General features: G+C 36.0%; 15 protein-coding genes. 7 read left to right on the top strand and 8 right to left on the bottom strand.

Translation table 11 applies throughout. The annotated features are described in order from the left end of the window. Window positions 1–6: 6 nt before the first annotated feature. From bcp to ABDJ41_RS04750, 4 genes are all read right to left on the bottom strand, one after another. Window positions 7–471 carry a thioredoxin-dependent thiol peroxidase gene (gene bcp / locus ABDJ41_RS04735; protein WP_349784603.1) on the bottom strand — a complete coding sequence of 155 codons (465 nt, stop codon included), beginning with the start codon at window positions 469–471 and terminating at the stop codon, window positions 7–9. Between the two features lie 4 nt (window positions 472–475). Beyond that, window positions 476–2,200 (bottom strand): M23 family metallopeptidase, encoded by a 1,725-nt coding sequence (locus ABDJ41_RS04740; protein ID WP_349784604.1) that lies wholly within the window; start codon window positions 2,198–2,200, stop codon window positions 476–478. Between the two features lie 5 nt (window positions 2,201–2,205). After that, entirely contained in the window at window positions 2,206–2,817 is a 612-nt protein-coding gene (locus tag ABDJ41_RS04745; protein ID WP_349784606.1) for a fumarylacetoacetate hydrolase family protein, read from the bottom strand. A gap of 91 nt (window positions 2,818–2,908) precedes the next feature. Next, window positions 2,909–3,370, bottom strand: a complete 462-nt coding sequence (locus ABDJ41_RS04750) for a T9SS type A sorting domain-containing protein (protein WP_349784607.1) — start codon at window positions 3,368–3,370, stop codon at window positions 2,909–2,911. 276 nt (window positions 3,371–3,646) lie between these two features. On the opposite strand from ABDJ41_RS04750, the gene ABDJ41_RS04755 reads away from it, so the two are divergent. After that, the gene (locus ABDJ41_RS04755; RefSeq protein WP_349784608.1) at window positions 3,647–5,599 is read left to right on the top strand and encodes a KUP/HAK/KT family potassium transporter; all 1,953 of its coding nucleotides are present in this window, start codon (window positions 3,647–3,649) and stop codon (window positions 5,597–5,599) included. A 231-nt stretch (window positions 5,600–5,830) separates the two neighbouring features. Here the strand turns inward: ABDJ41_RS04755 and ABDJ41_RS04760 are convergent, their stop codons facing one another. Genes ABDJ41_RS04760 through yihA form a run of 4 tightly spaced genes read right to left on the bottom strand, consistent with a single transcriptional unit; the run spans window position 5,831 to window position 11,022 of the window. Continuing rightward, on the bottom strand, window positions 5,831–7,789 hold the full coding sequence (locus ABDJ41_RS04760) for an amino acid permease (protein ID WP_349784609.1): 1,959 nt from the start codon (window positions 7,787–7,789) through the stop codon (window positions 5,831–5,833). A 3-nt stretch (window positions 7,790–7,792) separates the two neighbouring features. Further along, the gene (locus tag ABDJ41_RS04765) at window positions 7,793–9,508 is read right to left on the bottom strand and encodes a M3 family oligoendopeptidase (RefSeq protein WP_349784610.1); all 1,716 of its coding nucleotides are present in this window, start codon (window positions 9,506–9,508) and stop codon (window positions 7,793–7,795) included. Between the two features lie 5 nt (window positions 9,509–9,513). After that, window positions 9,514–10,380 carry a UbiA-like polyprenyltransferase gene (locus tag ABDJ41_RS04770; RefSeq protein WP_349784611.1) on the bottom strand — a complete coding sequence of 289 codons (867 nt, stop codon included), beginning with the start codon at window positions 10,378–10,380 and terminating at the stop codon, window positions 9,514–9,516. Window positions 10,381–10,392: 12 nt separating this feature from the next. Continuing rightward, window positions 10,393–11,022, bottom strand: coding sequence for a ribosome biogenesis GTP-binding protein YihA/YsxC (yihA, locus tag ABDJ41_RS04775; RefSeq protein WP_349784613.1), 630 nt, complete (start codon window positions 11,020–11,022; stop codon window positions 10,393–10,395). A gap of 52 nt (window positions 11,023–11,074) precedes the next feature. Here yihA and ubiE point away from each other — a divergent pair, with 52 nt between their 5' ends. From ubiE to ABDJ41_RS04805, 6 genes are all read left to right on the top strand, one after another. Beyond that, window positions 11,075–11,806, top strand: a complete 732-nt coding sequence (gene ubiE, locus ABDJ41_RS04780; RefSeq protein WP_349784615.1) for a bifunctional demethylmenaquinone methyltransferase/2-methoxy-6-polyprenyl-1,4-benzoquinol methylase UbiE — start codon at window positions 11,075–11,077, stop codon at window positions 11,804–11,806. 38 nt (window positions 11,807–11,844) lie between these two features. Next, entirely contained in the window at window positions 11,845–12,585 is a 741-nt protein-coding gene (gene porT, locus ABDJ41_RS04785) for a type IX secretion/gliding motility protein PorT/SprT (RefSeq protein ID WP_349784616.1), read from the top strand. A gap of 108 nt (window positions 12,586–12,693) precedes the next feature. After that, window positions 12,694–13,449, top strand: a complete 756-nt coding sequence (locus tag ABDJ41_RS04790; RefSeq protein ID WP_349784617.1) for an SDR family NAD(P)-dependent oxidoreductase — start codon at window positions 12,694–12,696, stop codon at window positions 13,447–13,449. 10 nt (window positions 13,450–13,459) lie between these two features. Next, the gene (locus ABDJ41_RS04795) at window positions 13,460–13,906 is read left to right on the top strand and encodes a GatB/YqeY domain-containing protein (protein ID WP_349784618.1); all 447 of its coding nucleotides are present in this window, start codon (window positions 13,460–13,462) and stop codon (window positions 13,904–13,906) included. Between the two features lie 118 nt (window positions 13,907–14,024). Next, window positions 14,025–14,789: an alpha/beta fold hydrolase gene (locus tag ABDJ41_RS04800; protein ID WP_349784619.1), complete on the top strand. Its 765-nt coding sequence runs from the start codon at window positions 14,025–14,027 to the stop codon at window positions 14,787–14,789. Window positions 14,790–14,792: 3 nt separating this feature from the next. Beyond that, the gene (locus tag ABDJ41_RS04805; RefSeq protein ID WP_349784620.1) at window positions 14,793–15,455 is read left to right on the top strand and encodes a CBS domain-containing protein; all 663 of its coding nucleotides are present in this window, start codon (window positions 14,793–14,795) and stop codon (window positions 15,453–15,455) included. The last annotated feature ends 26 nt before the right edge of the window (window positions 15,456–15,481 follow it).

The raw sequence follows: 15,481 nt of genomic DNA on the forward strand, positions 1-15,481 counted from the left end.
TTATTGCTATTTATCAAGTAATTCCAGAACCTGAGCGGTAGGATTCTTAAAATCTACCTTCTTTATAATGTGAATGATATTCCCATTTTCATCAATAATAAAAGTAGTTCTGTGGGTACCCATATATTTTTTCCCATACATGTTCTTTTCTCCCCATACTCCGTAGTCCTGTACAATTTTCTGATCTGTATCAGCAAGTAAGGTAAAGGGTAGATCGTATTTGTTGATGAATTTCTGATGAGATTTTTCGTCATCTACGCTTACCCCTAAAACAACAATACCTTTGGTTGTCAGACCGGCATAATTATCTCTGAAATCACAAGCTTCGGCTGTACATCCTGGCGTGTTGTCTTTAGGGTAAAAATAAAGAACGACAGTTTTTCCTTTATACTGCTCCAGGGTTACCCTATTGCCGTTCTGATCTTTTGCAGAAATTGCCGGTGCTTTCTGACCTTCTTTTAATTCGCTCATAATGCTATTTGTAAAAAGTAATTGAATAGTTTTTAATGTTGTCTTTCATGTCTGTAACAATGATTTCCAACGTATGTTTTCCAGGAGCAGTACTTTCATCAAAAGTGTGCCATAAAGAGGCCGATTTGGTATCAAATTCCATCAATATCCATTTCCCATCAATATAACCATTAAAGCTTTTAATCCCTGAGAGGTTATCTCTGATCTTGAAAGACATTTTACTAATACCTGTCATGTTCTTGCCATTTTCAATATTCAGTGGCGTAATGGTAGGAGGGATGGTATCAATAGAGATGAAAAAGCTGCCAAAGTTACGAGGTTTGGCTTTCACATATCCATTTTCAAAATAACCACCTTGAGATGCTCTTCCTGTGTTTACGATAACGGCTTTATCTTTATACTGCATTAAGGTGCTATCAGCTTTAATCCACAGTTCAAAACCAGTATGTAATGGGGTCAGGTTATTATGAATCTGATGTATGGACGAGTAAGCATTTACTGCTGGTTTCGGTAGCTTTTTATAGACAAAATTCAAATCATTGTATAAGCTGCCTTTAGGGATTATAGCTTTTACTTCATCATTGTTAAACTCATTAACGACTCCATAAGCGAAGTTTAATCCTGGAATTTTAGGTTCTGGTGTGTCTATTGTAGAATTTGCATTTGCCTGTACATTAAAAGCTAAAGTACTTTTATTTCCTTTGCTATCGGTAATGGTATACTTCATTTGATGCAACTTGCCATCATTAAAAGTTATACGACCATTGTTAACCAGATTATAATAGATTTTTAGTGGATTCCCTGGATCTACAAAGCTTTTCTGAATGCTCTTTTTAGTGTTTATGTAAGTAGGATAATCAATATGTGAATTAATTCCTTTACTGTTTTCAAATGAAAATCTTTCTAATGCGGAAGTGTAAACATGTTTTCCATCCATTTCAAGCTCAATTGAATAAACACCATTTGTGCCTGATAAACCATTATGTCTGTCTGTCGTAATTACTCCAAACCCTACTTCACCGCCAAGGTTGATGGTGCTTACTTTGTTTAAGTTGTATTTTCCATTTGCCCCAATAACCTGGAAATATTGCTTAGGAACATATTCGTTAAATGGTTTGTTATTTAATCTATATACATACATAGAGTGGATAACAGGAGGGATGTTGTCAGGTATTTCAAGGCCAAAAAGCTGTGGGTTGATCGTCGCTTCCGTTTTTGTATCTCTAATCTCAAAATGTAAATGCGGGCCACCTGAGCTGCCGGAATTTCCTGTGTATGCAATAACATCACCTTTGCGGACAGGAATTAATTGAGCATTTGGGAACTCATCTATTTCGTATGATTTTTTCTGATACTGTATACTTTTAACCTGCTGTGCTATTTTTGGTCCAAATCTTTGCAAATGCCCATACACCGAGGTATAGCCATTTGGATGATTTATATATAAGGCTAGTCCGAATCCACTATTTTGGACTCGTAGTCTTGAAATATAACCATCAGCTATGGCATATACCGGGTAGCCCTCACGTTGGTTGGTACGATAATCCATTCCCGAGTGAAAGTGATTACCACGAATTTCACCAAATGAACCTGATAATGCTGCAGGTGTAATGTCTAGAGGTGATCTGAAGTCTACAAGAGGGTACTTATTATTACTAAATATATGCTGACTAAAAGTAGGGAATGACAATAAGATTGTAATGAGCAGCAGGAAATATTTTTTTATCATTAATGCTATTTTATATCAAAATTAAGTAATTGTTGTCCTTGTAGCCAGGCTTCCAGTTTGTCACCTTGATTTACCTGGCCAACTCCTTCGGGTGTACCGGTATAGATCAAGTCTCCTTTTTTTAGGGTAATATATTGCGAAACAAAACTGATGATCTTTTCAAATGAAAAAAGGATATTCCGGGTATTGCCATTTTGTCTGGTTTCATTGTTGATTTTCAATTCAAAGGGCAAATCATACAGATTTTCAATTTCTGTTTTAGGGATAAAGTTGCTTATGGCAGCTGAGTGATCAAAGGCTTTGGCTAGTTCCCATGGTAATCCTTTAGCCTTATGAGCCGTTTGAATATCTCTTGCAGTAAAATCTATACCTAAACCAACTTCTTCATAATATTTATGGGCAAACTTCTCAGAGATATGTTTTCCTTCTTTACAGATTTTTAAAACGACCTCAAGCTCATAGTGTATGTCTGATGAAAAATCGGGAATATAAAAGGGTTTATTGTCTTTTAACAGAGCTGTATCTGGTTTTAAAAAGATGACAGGTTTTTCTGGAATCGGATTGTTTAATTCTTTTGCGTGTTCGGCATAGTTGCGACCTATGGCAATTATCTTCATGCTGGATATTTTAAATGATGTAGCTACAAGGATTAAGCCACTATGGTTTCAAAAATACAAAAGAAATAAATGGGGAGCAATTGTATGTAGCTTATAAAACGGAGATTCGTTTTACCACAGTTTCATTCCCTGACATAATTTTCAGGAAATAAATACCGGCATTTAAGCGGTTAGGAATGGTATAGCTTTTTGTTTGTTCACCTGAAGGAATACGCTCATTGGCAAGAGTCACGATTTCATTCCCTAACAAATCCATTATTTTAACTGAAAGATTAGATTCTCTATCCATACGAAGAATCAGATTAATCTGATCATCCACTGGATTAGGATATACCTTTACAACTGTAAGAATTTTTTCTGGCTTAATGTTGTTTGAGACTTTATTGTTTGAAATCAGATCATTGTACGGAACATATCCAAAGTTGTACTTTGGCTTATACGTAGGTACGCTACCTTTGATTTGAGGTGTCTTATTAATCTTTTTAGATCTTACACCAACTGCCGAACTATCAGTTTTTTGCCCGAAAACACTAACGCTGCACAAAACACTCATGCATATTATGCAGGAAATGTTCAGGAGAGCCACTATTTTTCGTTGTATCTTCATGTTTGGTATTGCCAAAAATATAAATAATAAAACAAAATAATCAATGAATTCATCTACTATTTTAACATTTAACAATATTTAACATGTTTAGCCGTTCTATATCGTTTTATATTTTTGAAAATGTTTGATATCTTCTTAAACATTAATGGATTGAATTTTGTTTATTTACTGTACTTTTGCCCGCTGCTTTAATTAAATAGTATAAAATCATAACGTTATATAGTGTCAAGTCATAAGAATTTTAACGCGCTTTCAGCCGGTGGTTTATTAGTTAGTTTAGGAATTGTATATGGTGATATTGGAACTTCGCCTCTTTATACACTTAAGGCGATTTTTAACGCGGTAGTTGGAGGCGGGCAAACGGTTACCCCGGACCTGGTTTTAGGTGCCTTATCATGTATAATATGGACATTAACGCTCCAGACTACTATTAAATATGTCATTATAACTTTAAGAGCTGATAATAAAGGAGAAGGAGGAATTTTTTCTCTTTATTCTTTAGTCAGAAAAAATGCTAAATGGCTGGTTATTCCTGCTGTTGTTGGTGGTTGTGCTTTGCTTGCAGATGGAATTATTACACCTAGTATTACAGTTACCTCAGCAATTGAAGGTCTTCAGCTAAAATTCCCTACTGTAAGTGTAATTCCTATTGTAATAGCTATTATAACTGGATTATTTATTATACAGCAATTTGGAACCAATCTGGTTGGTAAGTTATTCGGACCAATCATGTTTTTGTGGTTTGGAGCTTTAGGCGTATTGGGGATATTATTTGTGGTTCAGGATTTATCGATATTTAAAGCATTAAATCCATACTATGCTTTTAATCTGCTGGTAAATAATCCCATGGCCTTGCTAATTCTTGGAGGGGTATTCCTATGTACTACGGGTGCGGAAGCCTTATACTCGGATATGGGGCATTGTGGACGTTCTAATATCAGAATTAGCTGGATCTTTGTTAAGATTATGCTTATCCTGAACTATTTAGGTCAGGGGGTATGGATTTTACATCATGGAAATTATGACACGGGCTTAAATCCTTTCTTTGAAATTGTTCCGGCACCATATTTATTGTTCATGGTTGCTTTGGCCACAGTTGCTGCGGTAATCGCTAGTCAGGCCATGATTACAGGTTCATTCACATTGATTTCTGAAGCTGTCAGGCTGAACTTATGGCCAAAAGTAAGAATCAATTATCCTAGTAATCAGAAAGGGCAGATCTATGTTCCGTCTATTAATTGGATTCTGTGGGCAGGTTGTATTGCTGTTGTTTTAATATTTAAAAGTTCAGGGGCAATGGAAGGTGCTTATGGATTAGCTATCAATGTTACGTTCTTATCAACAACGATACTGATTGCTGCTTATATGAAGCGCAAAAAGGTGCCTGTTTATGTAATTGGAATATTCCTGGCAATATATTTATTGCTTGAGCTTACTTTCCTGGTAGGTAATATGTCGAAATTCTTCCATGGTGGATGGGTAACTGTATTGATCGGCTCAGCATTATTTACTGTTATGTGGAGCTGGTATGTTTCACGGAAAATTAAAAATAGGTTTGTTAAGTATGTCGAAATTGAAGATTATTATCAGATTATCAGTGAGCTAAGCGAAGATATATCTGTTCCAAAATATTCTTCTCAATTGGTTTATTTAACCAGTGCTAATTTTAAAACTGAGATTGAATCAAAAATCATCTATTCAATTATACAAAAGGAACCTAAAAGAGCTGATGTTTACTGGCTGGTTCACGTAGATGTAGTAGATGAGCCCTTTACTAAAGATTACAAAGTTGAATTTTTAATTCCTGGCAAATTAATCAGGATAGATTTTAAGCTTGGGTTTAGAGTTGAGCAGCGTGTGAACCTTTTGTTTAGAAAAGTGGTTGAGGAATTGGTGAAGAATGGTGAAGTTGATATCACCAGTCAATACACTTCTTTAAATAAACATAAAATTGCGGGCGATTTCCGGTTTGTACTTTTAGAAAAGCATTTATCTAGATTCTCTAAACTAAGTTTCTACGAACGGAGTATTATGGATTATTATTTCATTCTTAAGCGTTTGAGCCTTTCTGAAGAACGAAGTTTTGGCTTGGATTCCAGCTATGTTGATGTGGAAAAGGTTCCGTTGATTTTTGTTACTCCTGATGATATTGAACTGAATAGGTTACCTGTCTAGTTAGGTTATTTCAATATTTCTTAACTTTATCTTTATACAAATAAGGCTCCGGGAGGAGCCTTGTTGTCTGACCCTCCGGTCAGATAACTATATAGGGATAATTAGGAAGGCAATATTAAGCTCAATTTTACGCATGCCAATACATAAAAGAGCTATAATCTATATGTTAAAACTTAATGGTCTAATGTAAAGATATATTCTCAAAATGCGACAAGAACTATAAAAATATTTCTAAATGTGAACGTTTTCTGTATTAAGCTTGCTGTGTTTATATCCATATAGGAAATAGACAACTAATCCCACAACCAACCAAATACCGAAACCTATCCAATTGGAAATCCCTAGTTCACACATCATGTAAAGACAGCTTAGTAAACCTAGAACAGGGATAAGGGATAAGCTTTTAGTGATACAGTAATAAGTAATTACAATACTGATAAAGAAGAAGATCCACATTGGGATTTTATGTCTGAAAAGTTCCCAACCAGTTTCATATTTTTTTAAAGGGCTTATGGATGAATTGTCAATAAAGTCCTGATACTCTTGTTCAGTTAACCGATTTAGAAAAGCCTCTGCATCAATATCGTTATTTGAACGTATACCAGCTTTTATATTAGCTTCAACAATTTCTTGTTTAATAATAACTCTTTCTGCATCATTAAGGGAAGTAACAACCTTAATCGGACCATTAATTACTGGGGTATTAAAAATAAAAGATTTAGTCTCTTTTTCGTACATCGTAAATCCTATACCTATCAAAGCGAGAAACATAAGCGGTATAGCATACCTGGCATTTATATAGGGGGTTTTGAATTTGCCTCTTTTAACATCCGGTCTGTTTTGCAATACCAATACTCCTGCACAAACCAGTACAAAAGCGAATAAAGTACCAATCGAACATAAGTCAGTTACAATCGTAAGATTCATGAATAAAGAAGGCACAGCAACCACAAAGCCAACCACAATAGTAGAAAATGAAGGCGTTTTATACTTAGGGTGGATTTTAGAAAATGATTTAGGAAGTAATCCATCTCTACTCATGCTCATCCATATCCTGGGTTGGCCCATTTGAAAAACCAGTAATACACTAGCCATAGCAAAAACAGCACTGACAGCGATAATGCCGCTCATGAGTTTTAGATCTATCTGATCAAATACAAAAGCCAGAGGATCACCCACGGCTAATAATTTATAATTTACTATTCCTGTAAGGACAAGGGCAATGGCTACGTATAATATGGTGCAAATGATTATGGCCCACATCATTCCGCGAGGTAAATCGCGCTGTGGATTTTTACATTCCTCAGCGGTTGTAGATATTGCATCAAAACCAATGTATGCGAAGAAGACAGCAGATACTCCTTTTAAAACACCAGAAACACCATTTGGTGCAAAAGGGTTCCAGTTTTCTATGTCTATATAAAATACGCCAACAGCAAGGACCAGCATAATCACTGCCAGTTTAACAATAACCATTGCATTGCTTGCATTTCTGGATTCTTTCATCCCTCTGTATACCAGCCAGGTAATAAAGATGATGATTCCTAAGGCAGGTAAATCAGCAACAAGGTGAAAGTCACCAATTTGAGGTGCTGTCATCCACGCATTATTGGCTAACCTTGTAGCTTCATCAAGATTGGCAAAATTTTTACCAGCATTGATTAGGGCCTCTGCGTGTTTATGTCCATTGTAGGCTGTAAGGTAGTCCATCGTCATCCAATCAGGGAGATGAATTCCCTTAATTCCTAAAGCAGGAATATGTATGGAGGACAATAATCCAGTAAAGTAATCAGACCAGGAAATAGCCACTGTTATATTACCTATAGCATATTCCATAATTAAGGACCAGCCAATAATCCATGCTATTACCTCACCAAATGCAACATATGAATAAGTATAAGCACTACCAGAGACTGGTACCATTGAAGCGAACTCTGCATAGGCAAATGCTGCAAAGCTACAGGCAATAGCGGTAAAGATAAATAAGAATATGACTGCGGGGCCACCGTCGGCACTAGCTTTACCAATTGTACTAAAAATACCTGCTCCAATAATGGCGGCGATGCCAAAAGCGGTAAGATCCCTTACCCCAAGCGTTTTACGCAATGATGAACCATGTTCACCATATCCCTTTTCGGCATCCGCCAGTATTTTATCTATGGATTTTTTACGAAGCAGTTTTTGAAGCATAAGCTAGTTTAGTTTTTCTAATTCTTCTTTAACAAAAGATGCAAGTTGATCAATGTAATCAAGACTGAAGTCGAATTTGATGCCAGCAGTTTCGTAAATCTCATTAATAGGTTTGGTATAACCTAAAGCAAGTGCATCAAGATATTGCTGTAGTGCCTTTTGCGGATTTTCCTTATAGTTTTTCCAGATAGCTATGGCACCTAGTTGAGCAATTGCATATTCAATATAATAAAAAGGAACTTCGAAAAGGTGAAGTTGCTTCTGCCAGATATTACCGAATTCTTTTTCCAGGCCTTCCCAATTAGAAAATCCACTTCCAAATCTGGTGTATATTTGTTTAAAAGCTTCTTCACGATCCGTTGCATTATGGCCGGGGTTGGTATATATCCAATGTTGAAATTGGTCTATTACTGCAACCCAAGGAAGCGTTTTAAGTACATCCGCCAGTTGTTCCTTTTTTGCACGTATCAGATCCTCTTCGTTATCGAAATAAATATCCCAGTTGTCCATAGAGATTAACTCCATGCTCATAGAGGCAAGCTCAGCTACTTCCGAAGGACAATGCTTAAAATCATTCAGTTCCAGGTTGGCGGTCAGGAAAGTATGAATGGCGTGTCCGCCTTCATGCACCATAGTAGTCAAATCTCTGAATGAGTTAGCTGAATTCATGAAAATAAAAGGAGCACCGGTTTCTGCCAGGGGATAATTGTATCCACCGGGAGCTTTGCCTTTTCTGCTCTCTACATCAAACAGCTGATTAGCTTTCATAATCAAAAGCATCTGTCCCAATTTAGGGTCAATCGCATTAAAACAAGCAATCGTTTTTTCGATTAACTCATCACCATTTTTAAATGGTTTTAATGCCGCCTTACCTGTTGTGCTTACATCCATGTCCCATGGTTTCAAGACATCAATGTTCAGTAGTTCTGCTCTTTTTTCAGCTTGTTCTCTTAAAATCGGAACAATTTTCTTTTCAATAGCTTCGTGGAATTCATAGCATTCTTTTGGTGTATAATCAAACCTGCCCAATGCCTGGAACATATAGTCCCTGTAGTTCTCGAAACCAGCATTTAATGCTACTTGATGGCGCTTTCCAATCAGTTCATCAAACAAAATGTTTAAGTCATCTTTATCAACCAGTCGGCGTTGTTGTACTGTTTCCCAGGCTTGTTGTCTAACAGATCTGTCAGTGTCTTTAATAAAGTTAGCAGCTTGTTCAAGGGTGTATTCTTGTCCCTTTATAGTGACGCTCATTGCGCCGGTAATGCCTTGATATTTTTGTTGACTAACTTGTAACTGGGTTAACAGTTCAACGTTTTCTTCACGATAAATTTCAAGTGCTTTCCTGATGGCTCTTATATAAACAAAGTATTTGTCATGATCCAGCTCTTCAATAAAAGGACTGCCATTAAATTTCTGATTCAGCAAGTTTGCAACTGGTGAAATTTTGGGTTCAATTTCTGTAGCAAAGTACTGGAAGTTTTTAACGAGTTCTTCATTTGCAGTATCACAGCTCATACGGATATAACGCCAGGCAAAGTCTTCTTCCAGAGCTGCCTCCAGTTCGCTTTTATCTTTAAGCCATTGCTCCAGCTCAATCACATCATTAATTGGACGTTCAAGGAGTTCATTAAATAGAGGTTCAAGATTCTTCCATTCAATTTGAAGTTCCTGAGGTATGTAATTTCTTATTTTCTTGGGTATGCTTAGGTTGATCATTGGATCTAAAAATTATAATAAGTTCTTAAAAAAGCGTCCAGCAAAAAGCAGATCGCAAAAAATACTGAGGCATAACCATTAGCTGTCATAAAAGCCCTGTTAACCTTGCTTAAGTCATTGGGTTTTACCAACAAATGCTGATAAATTAACATCATACAAAAGAAGGCTACGCCAATATAATACACCCAGCTAAAACTACTGAAAAAGATAGGAAGTATTACACATATTGCGGATAAAACGTGTAGGAAAACAGAGAGGTTTAAAGCATTTTTAATACCTAATGCAGCTGGAATAGAATGGAGCTTTTCGTCTTTGTCAAAATCTTCATCCTGTAAAGCATATATAATGTCGAAACCGCTTACCCAAAAAAGTACTGCAAAAGAATAAAACAAAGGCACAATATTAAACATTCCTGTTACTGCTATATATGCTCCAATGGGTGCGAGGGCAAGGCCAAGACCTAGTACAAGGTGGCATAATGCTGTAAATCTCTTGGTGTAACTGTAAAACAGGACTACAAACAACGCTACGGGAGACAAATAAAAACATAGGTTATTGATGAAAAATGTTGTTGCAGTAAAAAGGATGCAATTGATAATTACAAACGTCAAGGCTTCTTTGGCGGATATTTTACCAGCAGGAATATCACGCATTTGTGTGCGTGGATTTTTAGCATCTATATCTCTATCCAGGTACCTGTTAAAAGCCATTGCTGCATTGCGTGCAAAAACCATGCATAATAGCACAAGTACTAATTTAAGCCAGTTAAAAGGATTGTCTGTTGTTGTTACACCCAGGAAAAAACCAATCATGGCAAATGGTAATGCAAAGATTGAATGAGCAAATAGTACCAGCGAAAAATACTTCTTCATGTAAAATATTAATTAAAAACCTGGAGATGATGATAAATCAGGCATAACAAAATCCTTGTTTACCTCTTCGATAAATTCAAGTACTTTATCCTTACCCTGACCTTTTTCTGCTGAGGTTACAAAATATGGTGGAATCTCTTCAAACCACCCTGATAGTTCTTTTTTGAAAAGAGCCACATTCTTATCTGTCTTAACAGCAGATTGTTTATCTGCTTTTGTGAAAATTAATGCGAAAGGAACTTGAATTTCTCCCATCCAGCAGCAAAACTCAATGTCAATCTTTTGTGGTTCTAATCTACTGTCAATCAATACAAATACACATTGCAGGCTCTCGCGTTTTGTGATGTAATTACGGATGAATTTCTCCCAGCTTTCTCTGCTGGTTTTTGAAACTTTCGCATAACCATATCCAGGTAAATCTACAATATACCATTTCTCATTAATCAAAAAGTGATTAATAAGTTGGGTTTTACCTGGCTTTTGCGATGTCTTAGCAAGACCATGCTGGTTTACCAGCATATTGATCAATGAGGATTTTCCTACATTTGAACGTCCGATAAATGCATATTCGGGCATGTTTGCAGTAGGTAGTGCCGAAACCTTTGTATTACTACAAATAAATGTTGCTGATTTTATAATCATTTGACAAAGGTAGAAAATTAGTTTTCAACAATACTTATCTTTGCGGCTTACTATGAACGAAAACATTACACCCTACCAATCTCAAAATGCTACCAAGAAAGAACAGGTGGCTACAATGTTCAATAATATATCTGGAACTTATGATTTTTTAAATCATTTTCTTTCTTTAGGTATTGACGTTTTATGGAGAAAAAAGGCAATTAAAGAACTTAAATCTATAAAACCCAGGGTTATGTTGGATGTCGCAACAGGTACTGGAGATTTTGCTTTTGAAGCCATTAATATATTAAAGCCCGAAAAAATTATTGGAGTAGATATTTCCGAAGGGATGCTTGATGTAGCAAGAAAAAAAATCAATGAGCGTAATTTACAGCATATTTTTTCTGTGCAGATGGGTGATTCTGAAGGTTTGCAATTTTCTGATGATCATTTTGATGCTATTACCGTAGCATTTGGAGTAAGAAATTATCAGAATCTAGAAAAGGGACTGGCAGATATGTATCGTGTATTAAAGCCTGAAGGAAAAATTGTTATTTTAGAATTCTCTAAACCAAGGACATTTCCTGTTAAACAAGGTTATAACTTTTATTCTAACAAGGTGCTTCCTTTCTTTGGCAGAATGTTCTCTAAAGATAAAAGTGCTTATACTTATTTACCTGAATCTGTTGCTGCTTTCCCTGATGGAGAGGATTTTATCAAGCTTATGGATAAGGTAGGTTTTAAAAAGAGTAAAGATATTCGCCTTACTTTTGGTATTTGTGCCATTTACACAGGGATAAAATAAGCTGATTAAAAGGACAAGGAAGGTTTAATTGAAAATAAATGCTGAGCAGAAAAATTTTTTATTTCCTGTTTGTATGTTTTACAGCTATGCAAACTGCAAATGCCCAGAATTGGGGTGGTGGGGTAGATGATGATAATCTGCATTTTGGTTTTACCTTTCAATATGTGTCTTCAGAATTTAAGTTTTTAAAAAAGAGCGACTGGCAGGAGCCTTTTCAATCTGTTGATGAAGAAGGTATACCTTTTACAGGTAAACGACTAAGGTCTCTTTCTTCCAAACCCTCTCCGGGATTTGGAATTGGCTTTGTCGTAAACCAGCGTTTGGGAGAGAATGCAGATGTAAGACTTACACCGACACTTGTTTTTAATGACCGCCTGGCTTATTATGAATTTGAGGGGGAGGAAGCCATCATTGAAAAGAAAGTGCAGTCGACAATGGTTGAGTTTCCTTTAGGTATCAAATTAAAATCTGACAGAAGAAATAACTTTAGGGCCTATATTATCGGAGGTGCAAAATATTCAATAGACATTGGATCAAAAAAGAGAACCAATGATGCTTCTTTTGGTGCGATGGAGAAATTTCTAAAGAACAAAAAGAACTTCCTGTCTTATGAAGCCGGAGTCGGTTTTGATCTTTATTTTGAGTACTTTAAAATGTCTCCCGAAATAAAATTGTCCTATGCACTGAACGACATTTTGAAGAATGACCCTAGTCCATATTCGAAACCCATCGATAAGTTAATGCTACGTCATGTTACCTTCAGTTTATTTTTTGAGTAAGGTGTTGGTGTTAAAAAACAATAGATTCTGATTAAAAAATTATAGATTTGCTTGTCAGAGATGCCTCGAAGAGGTAAGTGGGGATGATAATGCAAAAATATATACCACATGAAAACGGTACTAATTACAGGAGCAACTTCAGGCATAGGAGCGGCATGTGCACATTTGTTTGCAGCACAAGGATATAATCTAATACTTGTAGCACGAAGAGAGGAATTACTAAAAGAAAATGCAAGACACCTGGCTGATAAGTATTCAGTTGAGGTGAAGAGCATAGTTGCTGATGTAAGAGATTTCGAAAACCTTTCTTATGCTTTGGAAACCCTTCCTGCACAATGGAAGAAAGTTAATGTGTTAATCAATAATGCAGGACTGAGCCAGGGACTGGATCCTATTCATAAGGGCGAAATTGGTGATTGGGATACTATGATTGATACCAATATTAAAGGGTTACTTTATTCGACTAAAATTGTATCGAACTGGATGGTTTCAGAAAAAACCGGTCATATCATTAATATAGGCTCTATTGCGGGAAAAGAAGTCTACCCTAATGGAAATGTATATTGCGCTACTAAACATGCTGTAGAAGCCTTAAGTAGAAGTATGCGTATAGATTTGCTTACTCACGGTATAAAAGTGACTGCAATACATCCTGGAATGGTTGAAACGGAGTTCTCTAAAGTTCGTTTTAAAGGAGATGAGGGGAGAGCTAAAAAGGTGTATGATGGTGTAGAACCATTAATAGCAGAAGATATTGCAGAGGCGATTTGGTTTGTAGTAAGCAGGCCTGCACATGTTAATATTAATGATATGCTGATTATGCCGACTGCGCAAGCGACAGGTACTATAATAGATAGAAAATAAATAGAAAACAATGATATCAAATACAATAGATCAAGAAATAAAACAGGCAATGCTGGCTAAAGATCAGGCTAGGTTAAGAGGTCTTAGGGCTATTAAAGCTGCATTGTTATTGGCAAAAACAGAAAAGGGATCTTCGGAAGAAATTACCGAAGAGACTGAGCTGAAATTGTTGCAAAAATTAATAAAGCAAAGAAAAGAATCTGCGGATATTTATAAACAGCAGGGGAGAGAAGATCTTAGTGTAATCGAAGACGAAGAAATTGCAGTAATCAGTACTTTCCTTCCTAAACAGCTTGATATAGCAGAAATTGAAGCCATTATTATAAAACTGATTAAGGATTCAGGTGCTTCATCGGTAAAGGATATGGGCAAAGTAATGGGGATGGCAAACAAGGAGCTGGCAGGTAAAGCAGATGGTAAATTAATTGCTGAATTTGTTAAGAAGCACTTGGCATAAAATATGCTAACATAAATTGCAGAAATTCAAGTGTTTCCTTAAATTAATATATTAAATTACATTAAATTAATTTTACTCTACTAACTTAGTAGCAATAATAATTACACAAAATATATATATGACATACGAAGTAATAGACGAAGGCGGGTTTAAATATATTGAAGCCGGAAAAGGTGAAACCCTGGTATTACTTCATGGATTAATGGGTGAATTGAGCAATTGGGAGCCTGTAATCGATCATTTTAAAGACAGGTATCACATACTTGTGCCAATTTTACCAATTTATGAACTACCTATCCTCACACTTGGGGTAAGGAGTTTATCTAAATACGTTAATAAATTTTTAAAACATAAAAAGCTGAGTCAGGCAGTTTTAGTCGGAAACTCACTGGGGGGGCATGTTGGATTGGTATTTACATTGGCACACCAGGAAATGGTGAAGGCTCTAGTGCTTACAGGTAGTTCTGGATTGTATGAAAATGCTTTTGGAGGATCTTTCCCTAAAAGAGAAAGTTATGAGTATATCCGTGAAAAAGTAGAGTTTACTTTTTATGACCCTTCAACCGCTACTAAATCATTGGTAGATGAAGTTTATAAAACAGTAAATGAACGTTCAAGAGTGATAAGGATACTTGCGCTGGCAAAGTCGGCGATCAGACATAATATGTCTAAAGATCTTTCCAGGATTACAATCCCGGTTTCTTTAATATGGGGACAACAGGATAAAGTTACACCGCCGGAAGTTGCTGAAGAGTTTCACGAACTTTTGCCAAACTCAGAGCTAAATTGGGTTGATAAATGTGGACATGCACCGATGATGGAGCGTCCTGAGATTTTTAATGATTATCTAGATAAATTTTTAAATAGGATTTTACTTAAATAAATAATGCTAGCAGCAGAACTCATATCTAATTCAATTCCTCCATTAAGAACATCTGACACCGTTCAGAAGTCGATGGAGAGGATGACTGAGTTCAAAATTTCTCATTTACCTATAGTAAATGAAAGTCAGTTTCTTGGTCTGCTTGCTGAAGATGAGTTAATAGAAGTTAAGGAAATGGGTACTCCAATAGGAGATCTATCATTGACTCTTTTAAATCCTTTTGTATACGATGATGCACACATTTATGATGTGATCAGGTTATTTAATCTGTTAAATCTGTCTGTAGTGCCAGTACTCGATTATAAGAAAAACTATATCGGATTAATCTCCATAAATACCATATTAAGCTATACGGCCGATATTTTTGCTGTGAAAGAACCTGGAGGTATTATTGTTCTTGAAATCAGTAACAGAAATAATTCTCTTGCCCATATGGCGCAAATCGTTGAGGCTGATAATGCTCAAATCCTCTCTTCCTATGTACAGTCATTTCCAGATTCAACAAAACTGGAAGTAACATTGAAAATTAATAAAACGGAACTTTCAGGTATTATCTCTTCTTTTGAGAGGTATAATTACCAGGTGCAGGCTGTATTTAATAGTACTAAGACAGACGATGGAACGGAAGATAGATTCAATTCATTTATGAACTATCTGAATATCTAAATAAATAATTATCTACTGATAAAAAC

This window comes from Pedobacter sp. ASV1-7, from assembly GCF_040203335.1.
Taxonomy (GTDB): Bacteria; Bacteroidota; Bacteroidia; order Sphingobacteriales; family Sphingobacteriaceae; genus Pedobacter.